The organism is Paenibacillus favisporus (assembly GCF_040545415.1).
Taxonomy (GTDB): domain Bacteria; phylum Bacillota; class Bacilli; order Paenibacillales; family Paenibacillaceae; genus Paenibacillus_AQ; species Paenibacillus_AQ favisporus.
This window is the reverse complement of record NZ_JBEPLV010000012.1, coordinates 40,345-63,228: the sequence shown is the minus strand read 5'-3', so window position 1 is coordinate 63,228 and position 22,884 is coordinate 40,345. Positions and strand designations below refer to the sequence as shown.

General features: G+C 48.7%; 39 protein-coding genes. 3 read left to right on the top strand and 36 right to left on the bottom strand.

Annotated features, from left to right (window positions below):
* Positions 1 to 290: 290 nt before the first annotated feature.
* On the bottom strand, positions 291 to 521 hold the full coding sequence (locus ABID47_RS33285) for a hypothetical protein (protein ID WP_076176772.1): 231 nt from the start codon (positions 519 to 521) through the stop codon (positions 291 to 293).
* Positions 522 to 642: 121 nt separating this feature from the next.
* Positions 643 to 1,248: a stage II sporulation protein M gene (locus ABID47_RS33280; RefSeq protein WP_354503409.1), complete on the bottom strand. Its 606-nt coding sequence runs from the start codon at positions 1,246 to 1,248 to the stop codon at positions 643 to 645.
* A gap of 183 nt (positions 1,249 to 1,431) precedes the next feature.
* Here ABID47_RS33280 and pdaB point away from each other — a divergent pair, with 183 nt between their 5' ends.
* The gene (pdaB, locus tag ABID47_RS33275) at positions 1,432 to 2,238 is read left to right on the top strand and encodes a polysaccharide deacetylase family sporulation protein PdaB (RefSeq protein ID WP_116234504.1); all 807 of its coding nucleotides are present in this window, start codon (positions 1,432 to 1,434) and stop codon (positions 2,236 to 2,238) included.
* A 30-nt stretch (positions 2,239 to 2,268) separates the two neighbouring features.
* Here pdaB and ABID47_RS33270 read toward each other — a convergent pair whose 3' ends face one another.
* Positions 2,269 to 2,859, bottom strand: coding sequence for a KinB-signaling pathway activation protein (locus ABID47_RS33270; RefSeq protein WP_354503406.1), 591 nt, complete (start codon positions 2,857 to 2,859; stop codon positions 2,269 to 2,271).
* A gap of 127 nt (positions 2,860 to 2,986) precedes the next feature.
* Between ABID47_RS33270 and gerD the strand changes: the two genes are divergently transcribed.
* Positions 2,987 to 3,706: a spore germination lipoprotein GerD gene (gerD, locus tag ABID47_RS33265; protein ID WP_354503404.1), complete on the top strand. Its 720-nt coding sequence runs from the start codon at positions 2,987 to 2,989 to the stop codon at positions 3,704 to 3,706.
* A gap of 58 nt (positions 3,707 to 3,764) precedes the next feature.
* Here gerD and ABID47_RS33260 read toward each other — a convergent pair whose 3' ends face one another.
* The 4 genes from ABID47_RS33260 to ABID47_RS33245 all read right to left on the bottom strand — a co-directional run bounded on the left by ABID47_RS33260 (position 3,765) and on the right by ABID47_RS33245 (position 7,673).
* Positions 3,765 to 4,868: an Mrp/NBP35 family ATP-binding protein gene (locus tag ABID47_RS33260; RefSeq protein ID WP_354503402.1), complete on the bottom strand. Its 1,104-nt coding sequence runs from the start codon at positions 4,866 to 4,868 to the stop codon at positions 3,765 to 3,767.
* Between the two features lie 72 nt (positions 4,869 to 4,940).
* Entirely contained in the window at positions 4,941 to 5,708 is a 768-nt protein-coding gene (gene cwlD, locus ABID47_RS33255) for an N-acetylmuramoyl-L-alanine amidase CwlD (protein WP_076176766.1), read from the bottom strand.
* Positions 5,709 to 5,777: 69 nt separating this feature from the next.
* On the bottom strand, positions 5,778 to 6,947 hold the full coding sequence (sat, locus tag ABID47_RS33250; RefSeq protein ID WP_354503400.1) for a sulfate adenylyltransferase: 1,170 nt from the start codon (positions 6,945 to 6,947) through the stop codon (positions 5,778 to 5,780).
* Positions 6,948 to 6,980: 33 nt separating this feature from the next.
* Positions 6,981 to 7,673, bottom strand: a complete 693-nt coding sequence (locus ABID47_RS33245; RefSeq protein WP_076176764.1) for a phosphoadenylyl-sulfate reductase — start codon at positions 7,671 to 7,673, stop codon at positions 6,981 to 6,983.
* A 335-nt stretch (positions 7,674 to 8,008) separates the two neighbouring features.
* Between ABID47_RS33245 and ABID47_RS33240 the strand changes: the two genes are divergently transcribed.
* Positions 8,009 to 8,242 carry a hypothetical protein gene (locus ABID47_RS33240; RefSeq protein WP_354503397.1) on the top strand — a complete coding sequence of 78 codons (234 nt, stop codon included), beginning with the start codon at positions 8,009 to 8,011 and terminating at the stop codon, positions 8,240 to 8,242.
* A gap of 111 nt (positions 8,243 to 8,353) precedes the next feature.
* On the opposite strand, the gene rpsI is transcribed toward ABID47_RS33240, so the two are convergent.
* The 29 genes from rpsI to rpsS all read right to left on the bottom strand — a co-directional run bounded on the left by rpsI (position 8,354) and on the right by rpsS (position 22,870).
* The gene (gene rpsI / locus ABID47_RS33235) at positions 8,354 to 8,746 is read right to left on the bottom strand and encodes a 30S ribosomal protein S9 (RefSeq protein ID WP_076176762.1); all 393 of its coding nucleotides are present in this window, start codon (positions 8,744 to 8,746) and stop codon (positions 8,354 to 8,356) included.
* Positions 8,747 to 8,765: 19 nt separating this feature from the next.
* Positions 8,766 to 9,203, bottom strand: coding sequence for a 50S ribosomal protein L13 (gene rplM, locus ABID47_RS33230; protein ID WP_076176761.1), 438 nt, complete (start codon positions 9,201 to 9,203; stop codon positions 8,766 to 8,768).
* A gap of 135 nt (positions 9,204 to 9,338) precedes the next feature.
* A complete protein-coding gene (truA, locus tag ABID47_RS33225; protein ID WP_354503393.1) occupies positions 9,339 to 10,163 on the bottom strand; it encodes a tRNA pseudouridine(38-40) synthase TruA in 825 nt (274 codons plus the stop codon).
* A gap of 260 nt (positions 10,164 to 10,423) precedes the next feature.
* The gene (gene rplQ / locus ABID47_RS33220) at positions 10,424 to 10,789 is read right to left on the bottom strand and encodes a 50S ribosomal protein L17 (RefSeq protein ID WP_076176759.1); all 366 of its coding nucleotides are present in this window, start codon (positions 10,787 to 10,789) and stop codon (positions 10,424 to 10,426) included.
* A gap of 33 nt (positions 10,790 to 10,822) precedes the next feature.
* Complete coding sequence (locus ABID47_RS33215) at positions 10,823 to 11,767, bottom strand: DNA-directed RNA polymerase subunit alpha (protein ID WP_076176758.1); 945 nt, start codon at positions 11,765 to 11,767, stop codon at positions 10,823 to 10,825.
* 135 nt (positions 11,768 to 11,902) lie between these two features.
* Entirely contained in the window at positions 11,903 to 12,298 is a 396-nt protein-coding gene (rpsK, locus tag ABID47_RS33210) for a 30S ribosomal protein S11 (RefSeq protein ID WP_009589209.1), read from the bottom strand.
* A 19-nt stretch (positions 12,299 to 12,317) separates the two neighbouring features.
* On the bottom strand, positions 12,318 to 12,686 hold the full coding sequence (gene rpsM / locus ABID47_RS33205) for a 30S ribosomal protein S13 (protein WP_076176757.1): 369 nt from the start codon (positions 12,684 to 12,686) through the stop codon (positions 12,318 to 12,320).
* Between the two features lie 21 nt (positions 12,687 to 12,707).
* Positions 12,708 to 12,821, bottom strand: coding sequence for a 50S ribosomal protein L36 (gene rpmJ / locus ABID47_RS33200; RefSeq protein ID WP_026688601.1), 114 nt, complete (start codon positions 12,819 to 12,821; stop codon positions 12,708 to 12,710).
* 155 nt (positions 12,822 to 12,976) lie between these two features.
* Positions 12,977 to 13,192, bottom strand: a complete 216-nt coding sequence (gene infA, locus ABID47_RS33195; RefSeq protein WP_017692098.1) for a translation initiation factor IF-1 — start codon at positions 13,190 to 13,192, stop codon at positions 12,977 to 12,979.
* Positions 13,193 to 13,194: 2 nt separating this feature from the next.
* The gene (locus ABID47_RS33190) at positions 13,195 to 13,503 is read right to left on the bottom strand and encodes a KOW domain-containing RNA-binding protein (RefSeq protein WP_116234496.1); all 309 of its coding nucleotides are present in this window, start codon (positions 13,501 to 13,503) and stop codon (positions 13,195 to 13,197) included.
* Positions 13,504 to 13,513: 10 nt separating this feature from the next.
* Positions 13,514 to 14,266: a type I methionyl aminopeptidase gene (gene map, locus ABID47_RS33185; protein WP_094600163.1), complete on the bottom strand. Its 753-nt coding sequence runs from the start codon at positions 14,264 to 14,266 to the stop codon at positions 13,514 to 13,516.
* A gap of 5 nt (positions 14,267 to 14,271) precedes the next feature.
* Positions 14,272 to 14,916, bottom strand: a complete 645-nt coding sequence (locus ABID47_RS33180) for an adenylate kinase (protein WP_354503387.1) — start codon at positions 14,914 to 14,916, stop codon at positions 14,272 to 14,274.
* 86 nt (positions 14,917 to 15,002) lie between these two features.
* The gene (gene secY / locus ABID47_RS33175) at positions 15,003 to 16,301 is read right to left on the bottom strand and encodes a preprotein translocase subunit SecY (RefSeq protein WP_354503386.1); all 1,299 of its coding nucleotides are present in this window, start codon (positions 16,299 to 16,301) and stop codon (positions 15,003 to 15,005) included.
* On the bottom strand, positions 16,301 to 16,741 hold the full coding sequence (gene rplO, locus ABID47_RS33170; RefSeq protein ID WP_076176752.1) for a 50S ribosomal protein L15: 441 nt from the start codon (positions 16,739 to 16,741) through the stop codon (positions 16,301 to 16,303). The genes secY and rplO overlap by 1 nt, the downstream gene beginning before the upstream one ends.
* A 47-nt stretch (positions 16,742 to 16,788) precedes the next feature.
* On the bottom strand, positions 16,789 to 16,974 hold the full coding sequence (gene rpmD / locus ABID47_RS33165) for a 50S ribosomal protein L30 (protein WP_076176751.1): 186 nt from the start codon (positions 16,972 to 16,974) through the stop codon (positions 16,789 to 16,791).
* A gap of 12 nt (positions 16,975 to 16,986) precedes the next feature.
* Positions 16,987 to 17,484 (bottom strand): 30S ribosomal protein S5, encoded by a 498-nt coding sequence (gene rpsE / locus ABID47_RS33160; RefSeq protein ID WP_094600165.1) that lies wholly within the window; start codon positions 17,482 to 17,484, stop codon positions 16,987 to 16,989.
* 26 nt (positions 17,485 to 17,510) lie between these two features.
* Positions 17,511 to 17,879, bottom strand: a complete 369-nt coding sequence (gene rplR, locus ABID47_RS33155; RefSeq protein ID WP_076176749.1) for a 50S ribosomal protein L18 — start codon at positions 17,877 to 17,879, stop codon at positions 17,511 to 17,513.
* 84 nt (positions 17,880 to 17,963) lie between these two features.
* The gene (gene rplF / locus ABID47_RS33150) at positions 17,964 to 18,506 is read right to left on the bottom strand and encodes a 50S ribosomal protein L6 (RefSeq protein ID WP_076176748.1); all 543 of its coding nucleotides are present in this window, start codon (positions 18,504 to 18,506) and stop codon (positions 17,964 to 17,966) included.
* A 30-nt stretch (positions 18,507 to 18,536) separates the two neighbouring features.
* A complete protein-coding gene (gene rpsH / locus ABID47_RS33145) occupies positions 18,537 to 18,935 on the bottom strand; it encodes a 30S ribosomal protein S8 (protein WP_076176747.1) in 399 nt (132 codons plus the stop codon).
* Between the two features lie 33 nt (positions 18,936 to 18,968).
* Positions 18,969 to 19,154, bottom strand: coding sequence for a type Z 30S ribosomal protein S14 (locus ABID47_RS33140; protein ID WP_074961883.1), 186 nt, complete (start codon positions 19,152 to 19,154; stop codon positions 18,969 to 18,971).
* Positions 19,155 to 19,200: 46 nt separating this feature from the next.
* Entirely contained in the window at positions 19,201 to 19,743 is a 543-nt protein-coding gene (gene rplE / locus ABID47_RS33135; protein ID WP_076176746.1) for a 50S ribosomal protein L5, read from the bottom strand.
* Between the two features lie 31 nt (positions 19,744 to 19,774).
* A complete protein-coding gene (rplX, locus tag ABID47_RS33130) occupies positions 19,775 to 20,128 on the bottom strand; it encodes a 50S ribosomal protein L24 (protein ID WP_076176745.1) in 354 nt (117 codons plus the stop codon).
* Positions 20,129 to 20,204: 76 nt separating this feature from the next.
* Positions 20,205 to 20,573, bottom strand: a complete 369-nt coding sequence (gene rplN, locus ABID47_RS33125) for a 50S ribosomal protein L14 (protein ID WP_076176744.1) — start codon at positions 20,571 to 20,573, stop codon at positions 20,205 to 20,207.
* A 36-nt stretch (positions 20,574 to 20,609) separates the two neighbouring features.
* Positions 20,610 to 20,876, bottom strand: coding sequence for a 30S ribosomal protein S17 (gene rpsQ, locus ABID47_RS33120; RefSeq protein WP_025336666.1), 267 nt, complete (start codon positions 20,874 to 20,876; stop codon positions 20,610 to 20,612).
* Between the two features lie 44 nt (positions 20,877 to 20,920).
* Positions 20,921 to 21,118 carry a 50S ribosomal protein L29 gene (gene rpmC, locus ABID47_RS33115; protein WP_076176743.1) on the bottom strand — a complete coding sequence of 66 codons (198 nt, stop codon included), beginning with the start codon at positions 21,116 to 21,118 and terminating at the stop codon, positions 20,921 to 20,923.
* Positions 21,108 to 21,542 carry a 50S ribosomal protein L16 gene (rplP, locus tag ABID47_RS33110; RefSeq protein ID WP_076176742.1) on the bottom strand — a complete coding sequence of 145 codons (435 nt, stop codon included), beginning with the start codon at positions 21,540 to 21,542 and terminating at the stop codon, positions 21,108 to 21,110. The genes rpmC and rplP overlap by 11 nt, the downstream gene beginning before the upstream one ends.
* 2 nt (positions 21,543 to 21,544) lie before the next feature.
* Entirely contained in the window at positions 21,545 to 22,210 is a 666-nt protein-coding gene (rpsC, locus tag ABID47_RS33105) for a 30S ribosomal protein S3 (RefSeq protein WP_076176741.1), read from the bottom strand.
* A 13-nt stretch (positions 22,211 to 22,223) separates the two neighbouring features.
* The gene (gene rplV / locus ABID47_RS33100; protein ID WP_076176740.1) at positions 22,224 to 22,556 is read right to left on the bottom strand and encodes a 50S ribosomal protein L22; all 333 of its coding nucleotides are present in this window, start codon (positions 22,554 to 22,556) and stop codon (positions 22,224 to 22,226) included.
* 35 nt (positions 22,557 to 22,591) lie between these two features.
* Positions 22,592 to 22,870: a 30S ribosomal protein S19 gene (gene rpsS / locus ABID47_RS33095; RefSeq protein WP_076176739.1), complete on the bottom strand. Its 279-nt coding sequence runs from the start codon at positions 22,868 to 22,870 to the stop codon at positions 22,592 to 22,594.
* Positions 22,871 to 22,884: the final 14 nt, after the last annotated feature.

The window sequence follows — 22,884 nt, the reverse complement described above, 5'->3', positions numbered from 1 at the left end:
TTTTGAATCTGACGAGATTGATTTAATCTCAATCGCTCCGGTCATAAGACCATCGCGTTTATACTCACTCGTTGTTCAGTTTTCAAAGATCAAAATCTCTTTTATTCATCGGCACTGCATCTCAGCGGCGACTTTTATAATATATCATACTCACTAGGTGTTTTGCAAGAGTTTTTTTAAAAAGTTTTTTACCACTTTCTATCAACCTTGCAGAAGCACTGTGCTTCGTCTCAAAACTCAAAACTGAAGCGAAAATTAATTTATCATAAGATAGGCAGTGCCGTCAAGCATTATTGTTTAAATTGTGAAAGCTTGCTGTTACGCGCATACTTTGAAAGCTCCTTTTGCGGAGCGAATCGGGCATACATCCGAAAAACAGTCTTGTAGCGGTTCGCAATAGCATTACGGATATCCTGATCCAATCGCTGATCGCTTAAGTCGAACAGCATCTCGTCTAGCTCCTTCCGCAGAACATAATCTAATTCCTTACATTCCTTCTCGTTAAATAGCATACCCAACATATTAGAACTGGCCCCCCTGTAGATTTATCCCTGAACGTCCATAATCGGAACGGAAATGGTTTTATCGTCTTACTGTTATGCTCAACTTTTGGGAAATTTATGAATCGCAATTTACAAAATACTAATTCTGCATCAAGGCATAGGTAACGGTGCTTTCAATAATTGCAGCTGCAAACAGCAGGATAACGACCCAAAAGGCTGCTGTAACCGATTTTCGCAGCACTCTCTCACCTTCCTGGCCCCATGCTCTCCTTCTCGGATTGATTCCGCGGATGACCCAGCTTCCCATTCTGATGCCGTAGGCACACGCGATGATAATCGCCGGTATTTCAATAATTCCGTGCGGCAGGAGCCCCCTGATGACTAGATCGGCTAGACTCTCTCCTTGGGCGCTTAAACTATGTACCAAATAACCTATAACCATTCCGTTAACCAGCAGAAACATCACGGGCAGTATTCCCGCCAGAAGACCCAGGTAAATGATCAGTACGCCTTTAATACTGTTATTGAGAAAAATAAACCCGAAAAAGCTCCACTGCGGATGCTTAGAGTTCTGCAGATTACCGCTGACCTCCCTCAACCCGCTTAGCTGCTGGTTCACCAGTTCGGCCAAAGCCCCGGTACTGATCCACCCGGCCACCACTCCGGCAGCAAAGAGCAATACCGCAAACAACAATGTTTTTTTGATCGACGTCAAGTCTCTTATAAATGTACTTAAACGAAGCAAACGATTACCTCCTCATAGTAATAAGTCCCAAGTACGAGCATACATTGAAGTAAACAAGCTTTACATGAGCATTTTTCCTGAGATTCGTTAAAGGGGATCATTACAGCCCATTTATAAAAACCCTTTGCTATAACGGACGACAGCGCAAAATGCTGATGTATGGAAAGGGGAGCTTACGAGCATATGAATTCATTTTTCTATGTGCTGAATGGCAGGAAAATAAAACGCACGTTTCTCGTGCTGGCCGCAGCGGTATTTGCCATCGGTATCATCTATGTCGAGAGCGACAACATCACGGTATTCTCCGAGGGGGCTCCAGCAGCCATTTACAGCGTCCCTACCGAGAAGAAAGTGATCGCCCTGACGTTTGATATCAGCTGGGGGGAAAAGCGGGCAGAGCCCATTCTGAAGGTTCTGAAGGACAAGAATGTGCAGAAGGCTACTTTCTTTATATCCTCCCCTTGGGGAAAAAGCCATCCGGATATCGTAAATGACATCAAAAACAGCGGGTTTGAAATCGGAAGCCACGGCCACAAGCACGTGAATTACAGCACGCTGAGCGACGAAGAAATTCGCAAGCAGCTGATCACCGCCAATTCTATATTAACCGATTTGACCGGCAAGGAACCCAATCTCCTCCGCCTCCCCAACGGGGATTTTGACAAGCGGGTGCTGAAGATCGCAGACAGCCTTAATTATAAGGTCATCCAGTGGGATACCGATTCGCAGGACTGGAAAAACATCGGTGCACAAAATATCGTTAACCGCGTAGTGTCGAAGGCACACCCCGGGGATATCGTGCTTCTCCATGCGAGCGACTCGGTCAAGCAGACCCATGAAGCGCTCCCGGTCATCATTGATGAGCTCCGCAAGCAGGGATACGAATTCGTAACCGTGTCCGATCTGCTCAGCCAAGCGGATACCAAGGGAAAAGAAATCCACGATCAGGCGGCGATGCAACAAGCCATTGATGACGCAGCCGGCATGTAACGATAAGCAGAGAAAAAAGAGCTAAGGATCTTAGCTCTTTTTTGCGTTCAACACTTTATGAAGGATTAAAATTTGGTAAGCATTGCAGACGATCAGCGGAACCAGAATAAAGACGGTGGCGTTGTTGACTCCAATCTTGAGTCCTCCCACCAGCTCCACGATCGTGATCGCCGTCATGAAGAAGATTGTCGGTATCCAAGCCGTCGGATTGGTCGCTTTCGCCTTAAAATAAGCTACAACGATGGCTACGACAAGGATCGATATGCCGACAACCAAGTCGGAAAGCTGGCTGTTCTCCTTCCCGACGAAGGAGCGGAAAAACATAACTTCAAGCAGCGCCAAAACCGCGAGGACAAGCTGTATGTACTGCCATACTTTCTTAGGGAACACCCCGATGGCTGTGTAATTCAAAATCATATAAGCGAAGAAGCCAAGCTGGGAATAGACGCTGACCATCAGGCCGTACCCGAATAAAATGACCACATAAAACAAGTAATCCGCTGGCCCCTTAAATTTAATTATACCGCTTCCAAACTGCAGCAGCACCCCGGCCACAATCGCCGCTATGGAGCCGGCAAGCAGCGTTTTCCAAAATAATGTCATCCATCTTTTTAAGTTCAAATATTCTGCACCCCCAAGACTTTATTTTACCAACGTTCACAATAAAAAACCATCCATGCCTCGACATATTTCGAATTTTCGGATGCCATACTACAAACAGGATCTGAAGCAAAGGAGGACAACACAGATGAAGTGGCCGGTTATCGGTTTATGTGCGCTTTTTCTCGGTATTTCCGCGGCTCTGACAGGCTGTGGATCGGAACAGAGCTATGCCCCGCCCCAGAGCGATTATAAAGAGATGAAAACGATGGTTGTCGATATCCTGAAGAGCGATGAAGGCAAAAAAGCCGTTGAGGATGCCCTGAAAGGCAGCGGCAGCGGTTCGGGCAGCAGCGGCTCCGGTTCTGGTTCGGGGCTCGGTATGCAGATGATGTCCCTTCAAGCCGGAGAGCAAATCCGGACGGCCGTCAAAGACACCATTACCGCTCCGGAGTACAAAAAAGAGTTCGAAAAGATCATGACGGATCCCCAGTTTGCCGGGGACTTCGCCAAAGCCATCAGCTCGCAGAACAAGCAGCTGCATATGCAGTTGATCAAAGATCCTACTTATCAGCAATCCGTCGCCGATATTATGAAGTCACCCGAAGTCATGAAAATGTTCCTGGATATTACCAAGACCCCTGAATACCGCAAGCAGTCAATGACCGTCATGCAGGAAGCCATGCAGAACCCGTTGTTCAAAATAGAAGTCATGAACATGCTGAAGGATGTCGTGACCCAAGAACTCCAGCCTAAAGTCGAGAAATCGCAAAAGAAAGGCGGGAGTAAAGGACAAGAAGGCGGGGACCAAGGCAGCAGTGAAGGCGGCAGCAAGGAAAACGGCGAGGGCGGCGGTGGAGGAAGTTAACGGCATTAAAAAAAAAGCCCCGATTGGGGCTTTTTTTCTGTGATGAAGCAAATGTAGTTTATTGCTCGCACTTGGCAACAATCGATGCGGCCAATTGACTGTAGATCTGACCCGTCGGCGTGTCTGCCTTATATACAGACGGCGAGAAGTCCGGTTCGGAGACATGGTTATCCGGCGCTCCAAGCGGCAGCTGCGCCAGCAATTCCGTATGAAGCGTTTCCGCCAATTGTCCGCCACCGCCCCGTCCGAATACGTAATCCCGCTTGCCGCAGTCTAAGCACTCGTAATAAGCCATATTTTCGACGACGCCCAAAATGTCATGATTGGTCTGAAGCGCCATCGCTCCGGCACGAGCGGCTACGAAAGCAGCAGTAGCGTGCGGTGTCGTGACGATGATCTCCTTGCTCTGTGGCAGCATCTGATGAACGTCAAGGGCCACATCGCCCGTTCCCGGCGGCAAGTCAAGCAGCATATAATCGAGCTGTCCCCAACCGACGTCGCTGAAAAATTGGTGCAGCATTTTGCCGAGCATCGGACCGCGCCAAATGACCGGGTTGTTCTCACGGATAAAGAAGCCCATCGACATCACCTTCACGCCAAAGCGCTCCACGGGGATAATGGTGTTGTCCTCTACCACCGGCCCCTCTTCAATTCCCATCATATCCGGCACGCTGAAGCCATAAATGTCGGCGTCAATAAGCCCTACACGCTTGCCCATACGGGCCAAGGCTGCAGCCAGGTTGACGGTCACTGTCGATTTGCCGACGCCGCCCTTACCGCTTGCTACCGCGATAAAATGGACGTTCGGATCCTGCAGCAGCTGATTGTGCTCCAGCCCGGCGGCATGTCCCTTGACGAGTTTATCCTCGTCCTCCTGGCGCATGCGCGCCGACTCGCCCAATATTTTCTCGCGTTCCAGCTCGTTGGCCTCCCGCATCCGGATGTGAATCTCCGCACCCTCTGCGTTCCCAAGCCGTTCCCGAATGTCACTCTCAAGCGCCTTGGCGTAATCCTCACGCTTTTCTAAGGTGATGACCGACAGTGAAATCCGGCTTTCCTTCACAACGATATCTCTTATCATTTGCAGCTCAATCAGGCTCTTCCCTGTGACAGGCTCGACGATTGGCTGTAATAGCTGTTGCACTTGCTCACGTGATAACATGCTGGCAGCACCTCTGCTTTATAGTATTCATCTTAAGTTCCATCTAAAGCCTCAGGTGCTATTATACCATTCTCAAGGATTTTCTGACGACACTTTCGCCTTCTCGCCGGACAAATACCGGAGAACCCCCTTGTAGACCGATGCGGCGACCTTGCGCTGGTAGCTCTCATCCCTGAGCAGCTCCGACTCCTGCGGATGGGACAGGAATCCTACCTCAACCAGAGCCGAAGGCATTTTCAGCGCTTGAAGCAGATATACCGTATTCACCGTTTTGGCCACCCTGTCCGTATTTTCGAGGTTCCGCTTAATCTCATCCTGAATTAATGCAGCCAGTCCTGCGTTGTCCGGATGATTCGGATAATAAAACGTCTGGGCGCCACGGTATCGGTTCGACGGAAAGCTGTTCATGTGAATGCTCAAAAACAGATCCGCATGCTTGTCCTCAATGAACTTGGCCCGCTGCTTCAAATCCTCTGTCTTGCGTTTGGAGTACCCTCTCGTATCGCCGGCCAGGTCGTAGTCGCCTTCGCGCGTCATCACGACAATCGCACCCGCCTGCTGCAAATAGTCGCGCAGATATAGGGCGATCGCCAGGTTAATGTCTTTTTCGATTACGCCCTGCTTGCTGACGGCACCTCCGTCCGGCCCGCCGTGACCGGCATCCAGTGCGATCACTTTCCCCGACAGCGGCAGACCCAGGGAACCCGTCGTCTTTGCGGCAGGTATTTGGTATGTGGCCACCGCAATAAAAACAATCAGCAGGCAGAGGCCGATCAGCGCTTTTTTGACCGTGCTTACCCGGATCCACAGCACCTGTTTCTTTCGTCCCTGCTTGGACATAAAAAATCCACCTCCGTTCCCCATATCGACTCTACACATCTATATGGGGCGAGGTGGACAAATAGTACTTTATGAAGATACTTGTGCGGACATCCCTTCGATCAAAATCTTAGCGACCTCAGGACGGGTAAATTCCGGTGGCGGGCAGACGCCGTCCCGCAGAAGGCCGCGTACCTTCGTACCGGACAAGGTCAAATGATCTTCCTTCGGATGCGGGCAGGTTTTGCTGGATGCCATATTGCCGCACTTTTTGCAGAAGAAGCTGTGTTCGAAAAACAGCGGGGTAATGCCGAGTTCTTCCGCCGTGAAATTCGAGAAAATTTCCTGGGCTTCATAGGTGCCGTAGTAGTCGCCTACGCCGGCGTGGTCACGGCCGACGATAAAATGGGTGCAGCCGTAATTTTTGCGGACCATTGCATGGAAAATGGCTTCTCTCGGGCCGGCATAACGCATAGCGGCCGGGAACACGCCAAGGAACGTACGATCCGCCGGGTAGTAGTTTTCGAGCAGGACTAGATAACTCTTCATCCGGACGTTGGCCGGAACGTCATCCGACTTGGTTTCACCAACGAGCGGGTTCAGGAACAGCGCGTCGACGATCTCAAGCGCACTCTTCTGGATATACTCATGAGCCCGATGAACCGGGTTACGGGTCTGGAAGCCAACAACCTTCTTCCATCCCTTCTCTGCAAAAATACGGCGCGTCTCCGCCGGATCAAAATAAAACTCGCCAAACTTGGCCGGTTTCGGACGGTTCAGCACCTGAATGCTTCCACCCACATAGTTCGACGGGCGCTCAAACAGCTTCTTGACGCCAGGATGCTCGGAATCGCTTGCCTTGAATACCTTGGTCGCTTCAGCGGTCTGATCGACACTGTAAATGCTCTCGATCTCAAGTACGGCATACACTACTCCGTCTTCGGCTCCTACGAGGGCTGCCTTGTCGCCTATAGCGAGTTCCGCAGCCTTCACATCGTCCACAGCCAGCGTAATTGGAATGCTCCATACCGTGCCGTCCGCCAGCCTCATGCGGTCGACGACCGACTGGTAATCCTGCTCATTCATAAAACCCGTCAACGGGGAAAAAGCGCCTACGCCAATCAGATCGATATCCGAAATCGTCCAAGTATTCACAGGAATCTGTTTAAATCCAGCCGCAGCCTGCAGCAGCTCTTCTCGGGCCTGGCCTTCAGCAATACGGTTAATCAAGGTACCTCCGTGAGGCTGAATCGCTGTCATCTTTTCGCTCCCCTTCTTCTGGTCCGTTATTTATTACTTATGAAGTCCGCATTCAATTTTGTCACTGTTTGCCCAGCGTCCTGCACGAGGATCTTCTCCAGGGGCAACTGCACGCGTGCAGTGCATGCATCCGATACTCGGGAAGTTCATGTCGTGAAGCGGGTTGTAGAATACCTGGTTTTCACGAATGTAGTGCCATACGTCGTCGGAAGTCCAGTCAGCCAGCGGGTTGAATTTAACAAGTCCGAATTTGTTGTCGTATTCCACCTTCTTGGCGTTAGCCCGGGTAGGCGCCTGATCGCGGCGGATGCCGGTAATCCAAGCGTCGTACTGGGACAAGATCCGGGTCAAAGGCTCTACCTTACGGATGTTGCAGCATGCGTTAGGATCGGATTTCCACAGCTCTTCGCCATGGGCAGCCGCCTGCTCTTCGGGTGTCAGCTTCGGTGATACTCTTACGAACTCAATGCCATATTTGGCGGCCAGGCGGTCCCGGGTTTCGTACGTTTCTTTAAAGTGGAAATCGGTATCGAGGTAAAAGATGTCGGTCGATGGGCTTACCTTTTGCAAAATATCAACGAGCACGACGTCTTCAGCACCAAAGCTGCAGGCAAACGTAATGTTCGGGAATGTCTCCACCGCAAGTCGGATCAATTCTTCAGCCGTAGCATGTTCCATTTCTTCGGCTTGTTTCTGGATCCATTGTTCTTTTTCGAGCAAATTCATACCAGATGCCTCCATTCTGAATAAAAGTATCGTTTGTAATTCACTATAATCCCTACTGAAATAATATGATTAATCACAAGTATAAAGTAAAACCGCTGGTTGTCAATTCCTTTTCGCCGTATTTTTTATCATTTTGGAATAAAGATTTTGAATTAGGGGTTCATATGCCAATTTCTTCGCATTCCCCTATGCATAAACGTACTTTTGGGGATGACATACTAATTCGGTAAAGGGATTTGGGGCTGATAAACTGTATACGCCGCTACGTATAGAGGGCATCGGGCCACAGCAACGTTGGGCTATATACACTAGATTATTGGGAAGGGGTGTTCTTGGTGATCGTATCTTCGCATCAACTGAAAAATGTGAGTGGGCCGCTGTTTTGCGAGACCTGCAGCCAGCTGTCCGATCAGTTCAATGTATGGTGGACGGACGGGAAAAATGATGATGGCCTGGACTACTGCAACATTCATGTGGAATGCGCCATCTGTCACAATGAGGTGTTTCACAAGTCGGCCGTGGGGGATATTCATAATTTGGACGACGCGATTAACGTGCTGAGCCAATAAAACGGCTGAGAGCACTTTAGGCGTAGCGGGATTGTGCATCCATACGTAAAGACAACAAAAAATCGCCCTAGACCAGTAATGGCCAGGGCGATTTGTACATAAAAGTAAATATTAACGTTTCGAGAACTGTGGCGCGCGACGAGCGGCTTTGAGACCGTATTTTTTACGTTCTTTCATCCGTGGGTCACGAGTCAGGAAGCCTGCTTTTTTCAGAGCTGGACGGTATTCCGGATCTGCTTTCAGCAGAGCGCGGGAGATCCCGTGGCGAATGGCTCCGGCTTGGCCGGAAATGCCGCCGCCGTTGGCAATAACGAGCACGTCGTATTGTCCCAGCGTTTCAGTCAAAGTCAGTGGTTGTTTTACGATCAGTTTGAGGGTTTCCAAACCGAAGTATTCGTTGATATCACGTTTATTGATGACAATGCGTCCTTCACCCGGTACAAGGCGAACACGAGCTACCGAATGTTTACGACGACCTGTCCCATAGTATTGTACTTGTGCCATGAAACTGTCCTCCTTTTAATTAGCCGCGAAGTTCGTAAACTTCTGGGTTTTGTGCTGCATGCGGATGTTCAGTACCTGCGTATACTTTCAGTCTCAGCTTCATTTTCTCGCCCATGCGAGTTTTAGGAAGCATACCGTGAACAGCGGATTCCAATACACGTTCTGGCTTACTGTTCAGCAGATCCTGAGCGTTTGTCACTTTCAAACCACCTGGATGCAGGGAGTGACGGTAGTATTTCTTGTTCTGAAGCTTCTTGCCTGTCAGGTGAACCTTCTCAGCGTTGATGATGACAACGAAGTCACCTGTGTCAACATGAGTGGTGAATTGAGGCTTATGTTTACCGCGGATCAGGGCCGCAGCTTCGCTCGCCAGACGTCCGAGCGTTTTGCCTTCGGCATCAATGATGTGCCATTTGCGCTCTACTTCATTTGGCTTGGCCATATAGGTCGTACGCATGAATAGTTCCTCCTTGGTTTCGTCCGAAAATCATTTATCTTCGTTCAATTGTCATTGTTAAAAAGTTAATTTTCATGTTAGGAATGTGAATCTCTTAACTGGGGCTGTGGGAAAGCCATTAAGAAAACACAACTTTTATTCTACAGTAAACCCAGGCAAATCGCAAGCTGATTTTAAATTATTTTCATCAGCCGCTTCATACTCGACGTTCCATAAAATCAGTCCCTTGGCGACGGCTGTAGGCCCCGCTTTGGACCGGTCTTTGGCTTCCAGGATCGCCGGCATATCTCCGGGCTTCTTGCGGCCTTTCCCGATCTCCAGCAGCGTCCCCACGATAATGCGGACCATATGCTGAAGAAAGCCGCTCCCTGTGACGTAGATATGGATTAGCCCCTGATCCCGAGTCCCTGGACGGCACATGGAATCATCTACCACGAGCTCGGCCTCATACAGTGTCCGGATATGGGAAGGCTTCGTAGAATGGCGCGAAGCAAAGGAAGTAAAGTCATGAGTCCCGATCAGATGCTTCAATCCTTCCGCCATTGCCGCAATGTCCAGCTTGACGGGATGATGGAATTGGGTTCGTCTCTGGAACAGATCCGGAAACTGGTTGGCATTGATGGTATACCGGTACGTCTTCCGTTTGGCCGACCTTCTGGAGTGGAACTCCAGCGGAACTTCCGCCGCCTCCCAGACGATAATGTCTTGGGGCAGCCTTGAGTTGAGGGCGATGCACCAGCGCTCGACGGGAATCTCGGAAGAAGTGATGAAGTTAAACACCTGGCCGCGAGCATGCACACCGGCGTCTGTTCGCCCGGAAGCATGGATCTTGACCTCTTCCCCTGTCAGCAGCTTGATCGCCTTCTCCAGGGCATCCTGGACCGTGCTGCCGTCCGGCTGGGTCTGGAATCCGCAGTAATCTGTACCGTCATAACTGACCTTCATGCATAGGTTGCGCATTTCTTAAACCTCCTGAATCCGATACCGCATGGTTTCCCGATGAACGGGGAATCCTATCCACTCGTACGTTTTTACACAAAAACGGCCCCACCGCGATATCACGGCGGAGCCGTTCCTGTATTCTGGCTCGGATGAACCGGCTGCTTCTTTTCAGAAAAAGAAGCTCCCTTCAGGAGCTCCTTAGACACGTCCCTAGAAGTGAAAAAAAGGGTTTGATCAGAATCATGGATTCCTTCCACCCTTTCCTCATCCTCATCAGTTTACGCGCGGTCAACCAGTTCCAAATAAACCATAGGCGCGGAATCACCGCGACGAGGTCCGAGCTTCAGGATACGTGTGTATCCGCCTGGACGCTCAGCGTAACGTGTAGCCAGCTCGCTGAACAGTTTTTGGATTGCATCTTGCTCCCCATCTACCGTTTCACGACGAACGAATGCTGCCACTTGGCGACGGGCATGAAGGTCACCCTTCTTTGCTTTCGTGATCAGCTTTTCAGCGATCGTGCGAACTTCTTTCGCTTTCGCTTCTGTCGTTTGGATACGCTCGTATAAGAACAGGTCGGTTACCAGGTCACGGAACAAAGCTTTACGTGCGCTGGAATCGCGGCCCAACTTTTGGTATGCCATGTTTTCCCCTCCTTCGCTAACAATCCTAAGATGCTATTCTTCTGTACGGAGTCCCAAACCGAGCTCTTCGAGCTTCTCTTGAACTTCCTCCAAAGATTTGCGGCCCAGGTTGCGGACTTTCATCATATCTTCTTCGGTTTTCGTGGTCAGCTCTTGCACCGTATTGATACCGGCACGTTTGAGACAGTTGTAAGAACGTACGGAGAGATCCAGCTCTTCGATTGTCATCTCAAGCACTTTTTCTTTTTTGTCTTCTTCTTTTTCGACCATGATTTCCGCATCTTTCGCTTCGTCCGTGAGACCCACGAACAGCATCAAATGCTCGGTCAAAATTTTGGCGCCGAGGCTAACCGCCTCTTCTGGTCTGATGCTGCCATCAGTCCATACTTCAAGCGTCAATTTGTCGTAGTTGGTCACTTGACCAACCCGCGTATTCTCCACGCCGTAATTCACGCGGCTAATCGGGGTATAGATAGAATCGACCGGGATGACGCCAATGGGTTGATCATCACGTTTATTCTTATCTGCTTGGACATAGCCACGACCGCGGTTAGCAAAAATACGCATATGGAGTCTCGATCCAGGACCCAGTGTGGCAATATGCAGGTCCGGATTAAGAATTTCCACATCGCTGTCCGCCCGGATGTCTCCTGCCGTCACGACCCCTTCGCCCTCAGCATCGATTTCGAACACTTTCTCTTCGTCCGAATGAATTTTCAGGGAAAGAGCCTTCAGGTTCAGAATAATTTCCGTTACGTCTTCCATGACGCCCGGAACCGTTGAGAATTCATGAAGCACACCGTCAATCTGAACAGATGTAACGGCCGCGCCAGGCAGCGAGGAGAGCAGAATCCGGCGAAGTGAATTCCCCAGAGTCGTTCCATATCCTCGTTCCAGCGGCTCTACCACAAATTTTCCATAGGCTCCGTCTTCACTGACGTCTACGGTCTCAATTTTCGGCTTTTCGATTTCAATCACGCAAGTACCCCTCCTTCAAACGTCGCTCCTATATGAAACTGTCACCTTGTTCAAGTGTATCCATGTAGTATGCCTAAACAACCATTATTAGCAGATTGTGCCGGTTTTATACCACATTCCCAGGTTGACTATCAATTAGACACGACGACGTTTTGGCGGGCGGCAACCGTTGTGAGGAATTGGAGTTACGTCTTTGATCAGGTTGACTTCCAGACCAGCAGCTTGCAAAGAACGAATCGCTGCTTCACGGCCTGCACCTGGACCTTTAACCATAACCTCAACTGCCTTCATACCATGTTCCATTGCAGCTTTGGCAGCTGTTTCAGCAGCCATTTGCGCAGCAAACGGAGTGGATTTACGGGAACCTTTGAATCCGAGGCCGCCGGAGCTTGCCCAAGAAATTGCGTTACCGTGAGGATCCGTGATCGTTACGATCGTATTGTTGAACGTGGAACGGATATGAGCCACGCCAGATTCAATATTTTTACGGTCACGACGTTTAGTACGTACGACTTTTTTCGGTTTAGCCATTGTCTTTTATCCCCCCTTATTATTTCTTCTTGTTCGCTACAGTACGACGAGGGCCTTTCCGTGTACGAGCATTGGTTTTAGTACGTTGTCCACGAACCGGCAGACCGCGGCGATGACGCACACCACGATAGCATCCGATTTCAACGAGACGCTTAATATTTAAGGAAATTTCACGACGCAGGTCACCTTCAACCTTAACCCCTTTGTCGATCGTTTCACGCAATTTGCTGACTTCATCTTCCGTCAAATCACGAACACGAGTGTCCGGATTGATGCCTGTTTCGCTCAGAATTTTCTGGGAAGTCGTTTTACCGATTCCGAAAATATAAGTCAAGGCGATCTCAACGCGTTTGTCACGTGGCAAATCCACACCAGCTATACGAGCCATTTTACGCTACACCCCCTTCTCTTAACCTTGTTTTTGTTTGTGCTTCGGATTTTCACAGATAACCATTACAGTACCTTTGCGACGAATGACTTTGCATTTTTCGCACATAGGCTTTACAGAAGGTCTTACCTTCATGTTCATTACCTCCCTAAAGTTTTGCCAAGCAAAACTCTCTTCGTAGGATGACTCGGAGTCAACCGGACCAGGTCCGGATAAAATGTTCACTACGTTAATTGCTGCAAACGGGATGTTTAACATCCTGAACGTTTCCCCTAAAGGAAACGGAATTGCTATTTACGATAAGTTATACGACCTTTGGTTAGATCATAAGGCGATAACTGAACGACCACTTTGTCGCCTGTCAGAATACGGATAAAGTGCATCCGCAGCTTACCGGAAACATGGGCAAGAATCTGATGACCGTTCTCCAGTTCGACCTTGAACGTTGCATTCGGCAATGGTTCAAGAACCGTGCCTTCCACTTCAATAACATCTTCTTTGGCCACAGTCAGTCTCCTTTCTCTTCAGCTTGGGATTCGGTGGACTTCATAAACTTCATCACTGCATAACGCAGCTTTCCGTTTGTGACCCGACCGCTTTCTTTTAAACTGTTAACAACCTCACTGCTGATAAACTTTTGGGGTTCCAGATGCAATAGATTCTTCTTCTTGCACTGGTCAAACTTTCGTTTGTCCCCGTCAGCTATATACACAAATCTGCTGTCAGCTATGGATACGACCACGGCGAGCTGTCCGGCATCCTTGCCTTTCAGGATCTTCACAATTTGACCGATTTGCGGGCTGCTTTGATTGCTCAAGAACGATCACCTACACATCCAGTTTTGTGAAAATCTCCATGCCGTCCGGCGTCACAGCCACCGTATGCTCGAAATGGGCACACAGGGAGCCGTCAACCGTAACGACCGTCCAGTTGTCTTCCAGCGTCTTAACATACCTTGATCCGGCATTGACCATCGGTTCGATCGCCAACACCATGCCGGGTTTAAGCCGAGGCCCTCGGTCCGGCGTGCCAAAGTTCGGAATTTGTGGTTCTTCATGCAGTTCTGCCCCAACACCGTGCCCGACATACTCCCGGACAACCGAGAAGCCGGCATCTTCAATCACGCGTTGAATGGCATGCGAGATCGTAAACAGGCGCACATCAGGTTTGACAAGCTCTAAGCCTGCATATAAAGACCTTTCGGTGACGTCCAGCAGACGCTGGGCTTCCTCCGAAATGCTCCCTACAGGATAGGTCCAAGCGGAGTCTCCATGGTAACCACGGTACTGCGCACCGATGTCTAGCGTAATAATGTCGCCTTCGTTTAATTTGCGTTTGCCGGGAAATCCGTGCACCAATTGATCATTGACTGAAGCGCAAATGCTGGCAGGAAAACCATTGTAGCCTTTAAAAGACGGCAGCGCATGTTGACTGCGAATATAGTGGTCTGCAATCCGATCAAGTTCTCCGGTAGTGATCCCCGGCTCGATGTGTTTGGCCATAAGGCGATGCGTTTCCGCAACGATCCGTCCGGCCTCCCTCATAAAGCCAAGTTCCGTTTCGGACTTACAAATGATCATTACAATTAACCTCGCAGTACCGATACGATTTCATCGGATACCGTACCGATTTCCTGATCCCCATCGATCTGACGCAAAAGACCTTTGTTCTCATAAAACGTAAGGAGCGGTGCTGTTTTGTTGATATATTCGTCCAGGCGGGTACCTACGCTCTCTTCGTTATCATCCGAGCGCTGATACAGTTCGCCTCCGCATTTATCACATACACCTTCCTGTTTTGGCGGGTTGAAAATCACATGATAAGTTGCACCGCAGTTCTTGCAGATCCGGCGTCCCGTAAGGCGCGCCATCAGCTTGCCGCGGTCCACTTTCAGGTTGATGACATGATCAAGCTTCGTGTTCAGTCTGCTAAGAATTTCATCCAGCGCTTCCGCTTGCGAAAGGGTTCTTGGAAAGCCGTCCAATAAAAAACCTTTTTCGCAATCGGACTGCTGCAGACGTTCTTCAACAATGCCGATCGTTACATCATCCGGTACCAGGAGTCCTTGGTCCATGTATTCTTTGGCTTTCTTCCCGATGGGAGTTCCCTGTTTAATCGCCAAACGAAATGCATCGCCTGTCGAAATATGGGGAATGCCGAATTCATTGACAATGACTTCCGCCTGTGTTCCCTTACCTGCCCCAGGAGGGCCCATGAATAGTATGTTCACGTTTCTCTCTCCCTCCAAACACTACCGTTACAAGAAACAACGCAATAAGCACCGGGAAGTTCAATGGACTTCACCGGGACCTATTACTATTTATTGATAAAGCCTTTGTAATGGCGCTTAATCAATTGACTTTCGATGGTCTTCATTGTATCCAATGCCACACCGATGACGATGAGCAGTGAAGTCCCCCCGATTTTCACCGAGTTCGGCAGACCGGCAAGCGTACCGAAACCAATCGGAAGCAGAGAAATAACGGCCAGGAAGATGGCGCCGGTCATCGTTAACCGGGACATTACGCGGGTCAGGTACTTCTCAGTCGCTTTACCAGGACGAATGCCAGGAATGTAGCCACCGTTTTTCTTCATGTTATCAGCCATTTGGTTTGGATTCATCTGCACGAATGTGTAGAAGAAAGTGAAACCAATGATCATCAGAACATACAGCACCATACCAAGAGGGTAATCATATCGCAGGTTTGTTTGGATCCATTGGGCCCAAGCATAGGTGTTAAAGAATCCTGCGATAATGGTAGGGAACTGCAGCAGGGATACGGCGAAGATGACTGGAATAACGCCCGCAGCATTGATCTTGAGCGGAATATGCGTATTCTGTCCACCGTACATTTTGTTGCCTACCACACGTTTTGCGTACTGCACAGGAATTTTACGAATCGCTTGCTGGATGTAAATGACACCCGCAATAATCGCCACGATCACAATAAGTATGATGATCGTCTTGAGTGTATTCATAAATACCTGACCATCTTGAATAAAGTTGGAACTCGCTGTTGAACGGATATACATCGGGATGTTAGCGACAATCCCTGCAAAAATCAGAATGGAAATACCATTACCGATTCCTTTTTCAGTAATTTGTTCACCAAGCCACATCAGGAAAGCTGTACCTGCAGTCAATACGATCGCAATGAGCAGGTAATCCACGAAGGTGGCGTTAGGAATCATTTGCGTACCGTACAACCGGTTAAAACCGATGGCCATCGCAAACGACTGAATCAGGCCCAATACTATCGTACCATAGCGTGTCAATTGCGCCGATTTCTTCTTCCCGTGCTCGCCTTGTTTAGCCCATTCGGCAAGTTTCGGGACGACATCCATCGACAACAACTGCACGATGATGGACGAGGTAATATACGGCACGATCCCGAGGGCAAAGATGGAGAACTGATGAAGCGCTCCTCCCGAGAACGTGTTTAAGAGACCAAACAACTCGCTACCTTGCTGATTCGTTTGCTCCAGGACCGTTTTATCAACGCCTGGAACAGGAACGAATGAACCGATACGGTAAATGATCAGTATAAACAAGGTGAACAAGATTCTCTTGCGTAGGTCCTCAACCCGCCATATATTCTTCAGGGTCTTAAACATTAGATCACCTCGGTTTTACCGCCGGCAGCCTCGATTTTCTCTACCGCAGATTGAGAGAACTTGTTTGCTTTTACAGTCAATTTTACGGTTACTTCGCCATTACCAAGAATTTTGATGCCGCTCTTCGTGTTTTTCACGACGCCGCTTTCCACCAAAAACTCAGGAGTTACTTCAGTACCCTCTGCAAAGCTGTTCAGTTCCTCGATGTTCACGATCGCATACTCTTTCCGCGTAGGATTTACAAATCCACGTTTCGGCAGACGACGATACAATGGGTTTTGCCCACCTTCGAAGCCAGGACGCACACCGCCGCCGGAACGAGCGTTTTGACCTTTGTGACCACGGCCAGATGTTTTACCAGTACCGCTACTTGTACCACGGCCAACACGTTTGCGTTCTTTGCGGGATCCAGCAGCTGAGGAAAGTTCGTGTAACTTCATCGTTCGTTGCACCTCCTTAATATTTCTAGGTTAATCTTGTTGCAAGATTAACCTTCAATTTCAGTAACAGATACCAAGTGGCTCACTTTGTTGATCATTCCGCGAATTGCAGGATTGTCGTTATGAACCACCGTCGAATTTAATTTACGCAAGCCGAGAGTTTTTACAGTCGTACGCTGAGTTTCAGGACGGCCGATCAAACTGCGGACGAGGGTAATTTGAAGTTTAGCCATGACATTCCCTCCTTAACCGAGCAGCTCTTCGACAGATTTGCCACGCAATTTGGCTACATCTTCAGCACGCTTCAGACGGGACAAGCCTTCCAAAGTCGCGTTGACCATGTTCATGGAGTTCGAAGAACCCAAAGATTTTGTCAAGATGTCACCTACACCTGCCAGCTCCAGTACAGCACGTACAGGACCGCCAGCGATAACTCCAGTACCTTCAGACGCTGGTTTCAAAAGAACGCGTCCAGCACCAAAGTGGCCAGTGACCAGGTGAGGAATTGTTGTTCCAACGAGAGGAACGTGAATCAGATTTTTCTTAGCATCTTCGATGCCTTTGCGGATGGCGTCAGGAACTTCGCCTGCTTTACCGATACCAGCACCAACCCAGCCTTTGCCGTCACCGACAACTACCAGCGCGCTGAAGCTGAAACGGCGTCCGCCTTTTACTACTTTAGCAACGCGGTTAATATTAACCACTCTTTCAGTCAGTTCCAAAGTGTTAGGATCTACACGCAAGTCGTTTACCTCCTTTTTAGAAATTCTTAGAATTCCAAGCCTGCTTCGCGAGCTGCGTCAGCCAGAGCTTGAATCCGTCCATGGTACAGGTATCCTCCGCGGTCGAATACGATCGAAGTATGACCTTTTTCTTTTGCACGCTTAGCAACGAGTTCGCCGACTTGACGAGCAGCCTCAACGCTGCCGCCGTTTTTCACGGAACCGCTAAGCTCTTTATCAACTGTAGACGCAGAAACGATGGTTACGCCAGCTACGTCGTCGATCAGTTGAGCGTAGATATGTTTAGAAGAACGGAATACGTTCAAACGTGGGCGTTCAGCAGTACCTTGGATCTTCTTGCGTACACGCAGATGACGTTTGAGACGAGCTTTGTTCTTATCCTCTTTTGTAATCATGTCTTCCCTTTCACTCCTTTCAGTTTTGCCATGACAGCTTCACTTTAAGACGCACGGGGTAAAGAAGGCTTAAGAAATAACTGCTTATTTCTTCTTACCTGCTTTACCTTCCTTACGGATAATGCGCTCACCTTCATACTTAATCCCTTTACCTTTGTAAGGCTCAGGCTCGCGAACGGAACGGATTTTAGCGGCGTATGCACCTACGCGCTCTTTATCGATACCGCGAACGATGATTTTCGTATTTGCAGGCACTTCGAACTCGATACCTGGTTCTGGAGTGATTTCAACCGGATGAGAGTAACCAACGTTCAGGACGATCTTATCTCCAGACTTGCTTGCACGATATCCGACCCCAACCAACTCCAGAGATTTCGAAAAGCCTTCAGTTACTCCGCTCACCATGTTGTTGACAACGCTGCGGGTCGTGCCGTGAAGCGAACGATGCGCTTTGTTGTCGGATGGGCGCTCAACGACGATTTCGTTGTTTTCTACCGTTACCTTCATGTCTTTATGAAGTTCACGAGTCAAAGATCCTTTCGGTCCTTTAACCGTAATAACGGAATTGTTCAGTGTGATATCCACACCGCTTGGTACTGCGATTGGTTTGCGACCAATACGGGACATGTGTTGCACCTCCTTGTTCTGTGACGTGTATTACCAAACGTAGCAGACAACTTCTCCGCCAGCTTTGGATTGACGAGCTTCTTTGTCGGTCATAACTCCCTTGGATGTGGAGATAATCGCAATACCCAAACCGCCGAGGACACGAGGAATTTCGTTGCTCTTCGTGTACACGCGCAGACCTGGTTTACTGATTCTCTTCAAACCGGAGATGACGCGTTCATTGTTGGCACCGTATTTCAGGAAAACACGGATAATCCCTTGTTTGTTGTCATCGATATATTCTGCATCACGGATGAAACCTTCACGCTTCAAAATGTCAGCGATTTGTTTTTTCATCGTCGAAGCAGGCATTTCAACCGTTTCGTGACGCACAGTGTTGGCGTTACGAATACGAGTCAGCATATCTGCAATTGGATCAGACATAGTCATTTTGTGTGAACCTCCTTCCCGATTGTAAACTTCTTACCAGCTTGCTTTTTTCACGCCAGGGATCTGGCCTTTATAAGCTAATTCACGGAAACAAATTCTGCAAATTTTGAACTTTTGCAGTACCGAATGTGGACGACCGCAACGTTCGCAGCGTGTATAAGCACGCACTTTATACTTAGGCGTACGTTGTTGTTTTACTTTCATCGAAGTTTTTGCCACTTAGCCTGACACCTCCTAAAAATTTTCGGAGAAATGGATTTGCGAATTACTTCGCAAAAGGCATTCCCAATTGAGCGAGCAGCTCGCGGGACTCTTCGTCAGTTTTAGCCGTCGTTACGATAACGATATCCATACCACGGACTTTATCAACTTTATCATACTCGATCTCAGGGAAGATCAGCTGTTCCTTGAGGCCAAGCGTGTAGTTGCCGCGTCCATCAAATGCTTTGGTAGACACGCCGTGGAAGTCACGGACACGTGGAAGAGTAACGTTGAACAATTTGTCCAGGAAGTAGTACATACGCTCTCCGCGCAGTGTTACCTTCACACCGATCGGCATATTCTCACGCAGTTTGAATCCGGCGATGGATTTTTTAGCACGAGTAATTACCGGCTTTTGACCAGCAATCAGCTGCATATCATTAACTGCGGCATCCAGTACTTTCGAGTTGGATACGGCATCACCCACACCCATGTTGATGACAACCTTCTCGATTTTAGGTACCTGCATTACCGTAGAATAACTGAACTTCTGCATCAAAGCAGGAGTAACTTCATTCAAAAAACGTTCTTTCATTCTTGCTGCCATGAATTATGAACCTCCTTTCTTAACGATTCGATTAGTCGATAACCTCTCCGGACTTCTTCGCAACACGGACCTTTTTACCGTTATCCAGCGTTTTGTAACCGATACGGGTTACTTTGCCGCTCTTCGGATCGATATGCATCACGTTGGATACATGGATCGGTGCTTCCTGCTCGATGATTCCGCCTTGAGGGTTGGATTGGTTCGGCTTTTGGTGTTTCTTCACCATGTTCACGCCTTCGACAAGCACACGGTTTTCACGAGGATACGCTGCGATGACACGGCCTTTTTTGCCTTTGTCTTTACCGCTGATGACCATAACCGTATCTTCTTTCTTCACGTGCAGTTTGTTGCTGTGCGATTCCAGAACCTTTTTCACTTTCGGCATTTTGTTACACCTCCTATGACTGCATGTCAGCGATTTATCGGGATCCCGTAACAGCTCACTGTCCGGGAATCAGCTATTAGATTACTTCCGGTGCCAAGGAAACGATTTTCATGAAATCTTTGTCGCGAAGTTCGCGAGCCACTGGTCCGAAAATACGAGTTCCGCGCGGGCTTTTGTCTTCTTTAACAACAACCGCTGCGTTTTCGTCAAAAGAGATGTAAGATCCGTCTTTGCGGCGTACAGAACGTTTCGTACGAACCACAACAGCTTTAACAACATCACCTTTTTTGACAACGCCGCCTGGTGTTGCTTGTTTGACGGAGCAAACGATCAAATCACCGATGGCTGCTGTACGACGTCCCGTACCACCCAGCACGCGGATACACATCAGTTCCTTCGCACCAGAGTTGTCAGCTACTTGAAGACGTGTAAATGGTTGAATCATTGAAATTTCCTCCTTTCGGAAAAACTAACTCTATCTTTAGATGATAACCGCTTTTTCAACGACTTCTACCAGTCTCCAACGTTTGTCTTTAGAGAGTGGACGAGTTTCCATGATTTTAACGGTATCTCCGATTTGTGCTGTGTTGTTCTCATCATGCGCTTTAAATTTCTTCGTGTATTTAATGCGCTTGTGGTAGAGATCATGCTTTTTGTAAGTTTCAACGGCTACAACAATGGTTTTATCCATTTTGTCACTGACAACTTTACCGATTTGCACTTTACGAGCATTGCGTTCTTCGCTCATAGTTAGCCTCCTTCCTGATTACAGACGAGCACGGCTGTGATCTATTAACTAATCCCAAGTTCTCTTTCACGGATGACGGTTTTAGCACGAGCTATTTCCTTGCGTACATCACGGATCCGAGTTGGGTTATCAAGCTGTCCGGTAGCCAATTGAAAACGGAGGTTAAAGAGTTCCTCTTTAAAGCCCGCAATCTTTTGCTCGATTTCTGCAGTGGTCAAGTTACGCAGATCATTAGCTTTCATTTGCTTCACCACCCAATTCTTCACGTTTCACAAACTTCGTTTTGATCGGCAGCTTGTGAGCGGCGAGACGCATCGCTTCGCGAGCGATTTCCTCAGACACGCCTCCAAGTTCAAACATAATCTTGCCTGGTTTGACAACTGCGACCCATTTCTCAACGTTACCTTTACCGCTACCCATACGAACCTCAAGAGGTTTTTGAGTGATCGGCTTGTCAGGGAAAATCTTAATCCATACTTTACCGCCACGCTTGATGTAACGAGTCATCGCAATACGCGCTGCTTCGATCTGACGGTTCGTGATCCAAGTCGGCTCCAGAGCTTGCAAACCGAATTCACCGAAGTTCAGTTCAGTTCCGCCTTTTGCCATACCCTTCATGTGACCGCGTTGTTGCTTGCGGTGTTTTACACGTTTTGGTACCAACATGATTAGTTGCCTCCTTCCTGAGCAGCTTGTTTCTTAGCCGTAGGAAGAACCTCTCCACGATAGATCCATACTTTTACGCCGAGACGGCCATAAGTTGTATGTGCCTCAGCCGTACCGTAGTCGATGTCAGCACGAAGCGTATGAAGTGGAACAGTTCCTTCACTGTAGCCTTCCGAACGAGCGATCTCGGCGCCGCCAAGACGTCCGCCCACTTGAGTTTTGATTCCTTTAGCGCCAGCACGCATCGTTCTTTGGATCGCTTGTTTCAATGCACGACGGAAAGAAACGCGGCGTTCCAATTGCTGAGCAATGCTTTCTGCAACCAGGACTGCGTCCAGGTCAGCTTGCTTAATTTCAGAGATGTTGATGTGAACTTTTTTACCGCCTGCAATTTTCGTAACTTGGCTGCGAAGTACTTCAACTTCGGAACCACCTTTACCGATAACCATGCCTGGTTTCGCAGTGTGGATAGTGACGTTCACACGATTTGCCGCTCTCTCGATCTCGATGCGAGAAACAGCAGAATCCTTCAATTTATTTTTCAGGTATTCACGGATTTTGACATCTTCCAGCAAAAGATTACCGAAATCTTTGCCAGCATACCATTTCGATTCCCAATCACGGATGATCCCGATACGGAGTCCGACTGGATTTACCTTTTGGCCCACACGTTATCCCTCCTTATTTTTCAGATACCACCAAAGTAATGTGGCTGGTGCGTTTATTGATCCGGCTCGCACGACCCATGGCGCGTGGACGGAATCTCTTCATTGTTGGGCCTTGGTTAACGAAAACCTGGCTCACAACCAAATTGTTAATATCCATCGAGTAGTTATGCTCAGCATTGGCGATCGCTGAGTTCAGCAGCTTCTCCACAACCAGGGAAGCCGATTTCGGAGTGTGGCGGAGAATGGCGATGGCCTCACCAACTTGCTTACCGCGGATCAAGTCAACAACGAGCTTGACTTTACGAGGAGCAATCCGAATAGATCTGGCATGTGCTTTTGCTTCCATTTGTTTTACCTCCTCTCAAACAAAGAGCTTCGAAATTATCTTCTTGTTTTCTTGTCATCGTCCGTATGACCCTTGTAGGTACGTGTTGGAGCGAATTCACCCAACTTGTGTCCTACCATGTCTTCCGTTACGTATACCGGAACGTGCTTGCGTCCGTCGTATACACCGAACGTGTGACCGATAAATTGTGGGAAAATCGTAGAGCGACGGGACCAAGTTTTGATAACCGCCTTCTTGTTCGATTCGTTCATCACTTCTACTTTTTTCAGCAGGTACCCGTCAATGAAAGGCCCTTTTTTCAAACTGCGACTCATCTATAAAATCCTCC

Coding starts and splice junctions, on each gene's coding strand:
- rpmJ (WP_026688601.1), bottom strand. CDS start 12,821: ATGAAGGTAAGACCTTCTGTAAAGCCTATGTGCGAAAAATGCAAAGTC.
- rpsS (WP_076176739.1), bottom strand. CDS start 22,870: ATGAGTCGCAGTTTGAAAAAAGGGCCTTTCATTGACGGGTACCTGCTG.
- rpmD (WP_076176751.1), bottom strand. CDS start 16,974: ATGGCTAAACTTCAAATTACCCTCGTCCGCAGTTTGATCGGCCGTCCT.
- map (WP_094600163.1), bottom strand. CDS start 14,266: ATGATCATTTGTAAGTCCGAAACGGAACTTGGCTTTATGAGGGAGGCC.
- ABID47_RS33260 (WP_354503402.1), bottom strand. CDS start 4,868: ATGTTATCACGTGAGCAAGTGCAACAGCTATTACAGCCAATCGTCGAG.
- rplF (WP_076176748.1), bottom strand. CDS start 18,506: ATGTCCCGTATTGGTCGCAAACCAATCGCAGTACCAAGCGGTGTGGAT.
- rpsI (WP_076176762.1), bottom strand. CDS start 8,746: ATGGCACAAGTACAATACTATGGGACAGGTCGTCGTAAACATTCGGTA.
- rplE (WP_076176746.1), bottom strand. CDS start 19,743: ATGGCAGCAAGAATGAAAGAACGTTTTTTGAATGAAGTTACTCCTGCT.
- rplM (WP_076176761.1), bottom strand. CDS start 9,203: ATGCGTACGACCTATATGGCCAAGCCAAATGAAGTAGAGCGCAAATGG.
- ABID47_RS33285 (WP_076176772.1), bottom strand. CDS start 521: ATGTTGGGTATGCTATTTAACGAGAAGGAATGTAAGGAATTAGATTAT.
- sat (WP_354503400.1), bottom strand. CDS start 6,947: ATGACAGCGATTCAGCCTCACGGAGGTACCTTGATTAACCGTATTGCT.
- secY (WP_354503386.1), bottom strand. CDS start 16,301: ATGTTTAAGACCCTGAAGAATATATGGCGGGTTGAGGACCTACGCAAG.
- rplO (WP_076176752.1), bottom strand. CDS start 16,741: ATGAAGTTACACGAACTTTCCTCAGCTGCTGGATCCCGCAAAGAACGC.
- rplP (WP_076176742.1), bottom strand. CDS start 21,542: ATGTTGGTACCAAAACGTGTAAAACACCGCAAGCAACAACGCGGTCAC.
- rpsH (WP_076176747.1), bottom strand. CDS start 18,935: ATGACTATGTCTGATCCAATTGCAGATATGCTGACTCGTATTCGTAAC.
- rplX (WP_076176745.1), bottom strand. CDS start 20,128: ATGCCGAAAGTGAAAAAGGTTCTGGAATCGCACAGCAACAAACTGCAC.
- rpsM (WP_076176757.1), bottom strand. CDS start 12,686: ATGGCTCGTATAGCTGGTGTGGATTTGCCACGTGACAAACGCGTTGAG.
- rplQ (WP_076176759.1), bottom strand. CDS start 10,789: ATGGCATACCAAAAGTTGGGCCGCGATTCCAGCGCACGTAAAGCTTTG.
- rplR (WP_076176749.1), bottom strand. CDS start 17,879: ATGATTACAAAAGAGGATAAGAACAAAGCTCGTCTCAAACGTCATCTG.
- cwlD (WP_076176766.1), bottom strand. CDS start 5,708: ATGTCCAAGCAGGGACGAAAGAAACAGGTGCTGTGGATCCGGGTAAGC.
- rpsQ (WP_025336666.1), bottom strand. CDS start 20,876: ATGAGCGAAGAACGCAATGCTCGTAAAGTGCAAATCGGTAAAGTTGTC.
- rpmC (WP_076176743.1), bottom strand. CDS start 21,118: ATGAAAGCTAATGATCTGCGTAACTTGACCACTGCAGAAATCGAGCAA.
- gerD (WP_354503404.1), top strand. CDS start 2,987: ATGAAGTGGCCGGTTATCGGTTTATGTGCGCTTTTTCTCGGTATTTCC.
- ABID47_RS33245 (WP_076176764.1), bottom strand. CDS start 7,673: ATGAATTTGCTCGAAAAAGAACAATGGATCCAGAAACAAGCCGAAGAA.
- rplV (WP_076176740.1), bottom strand. CDS start 22,556: ATGGAAGCAAAAGCACATGCCAGATCTATTCGGATTGCTCCTCGTAAA.
- rpsK (WP_009589209.1), bottom strand. CDS start 12,298: ATGGCTAAACCGAAAAAAGTCGTACGTACTAAACGTCGTGACCGTAAA.
- rplN (WP_076176744.1), bottom strand. CDS start 20,573: ATGATTCAACCATTTACACGTCTTCAAGTAGCTGACAACTCTGGTGCG.
- pdaB (WP_116234504.1), top strand. CDS start 1,432: ATGAATTCATTTTTCTATGTGCTGAATGGCAGGAAAATAAAACGCACG.
- truA (WP_354503393.1), bottom strand. CDS start 10,163: ATGCGCAACCTATGCATGAAGGTCAGTTATGACGGTACAGATTACTGC.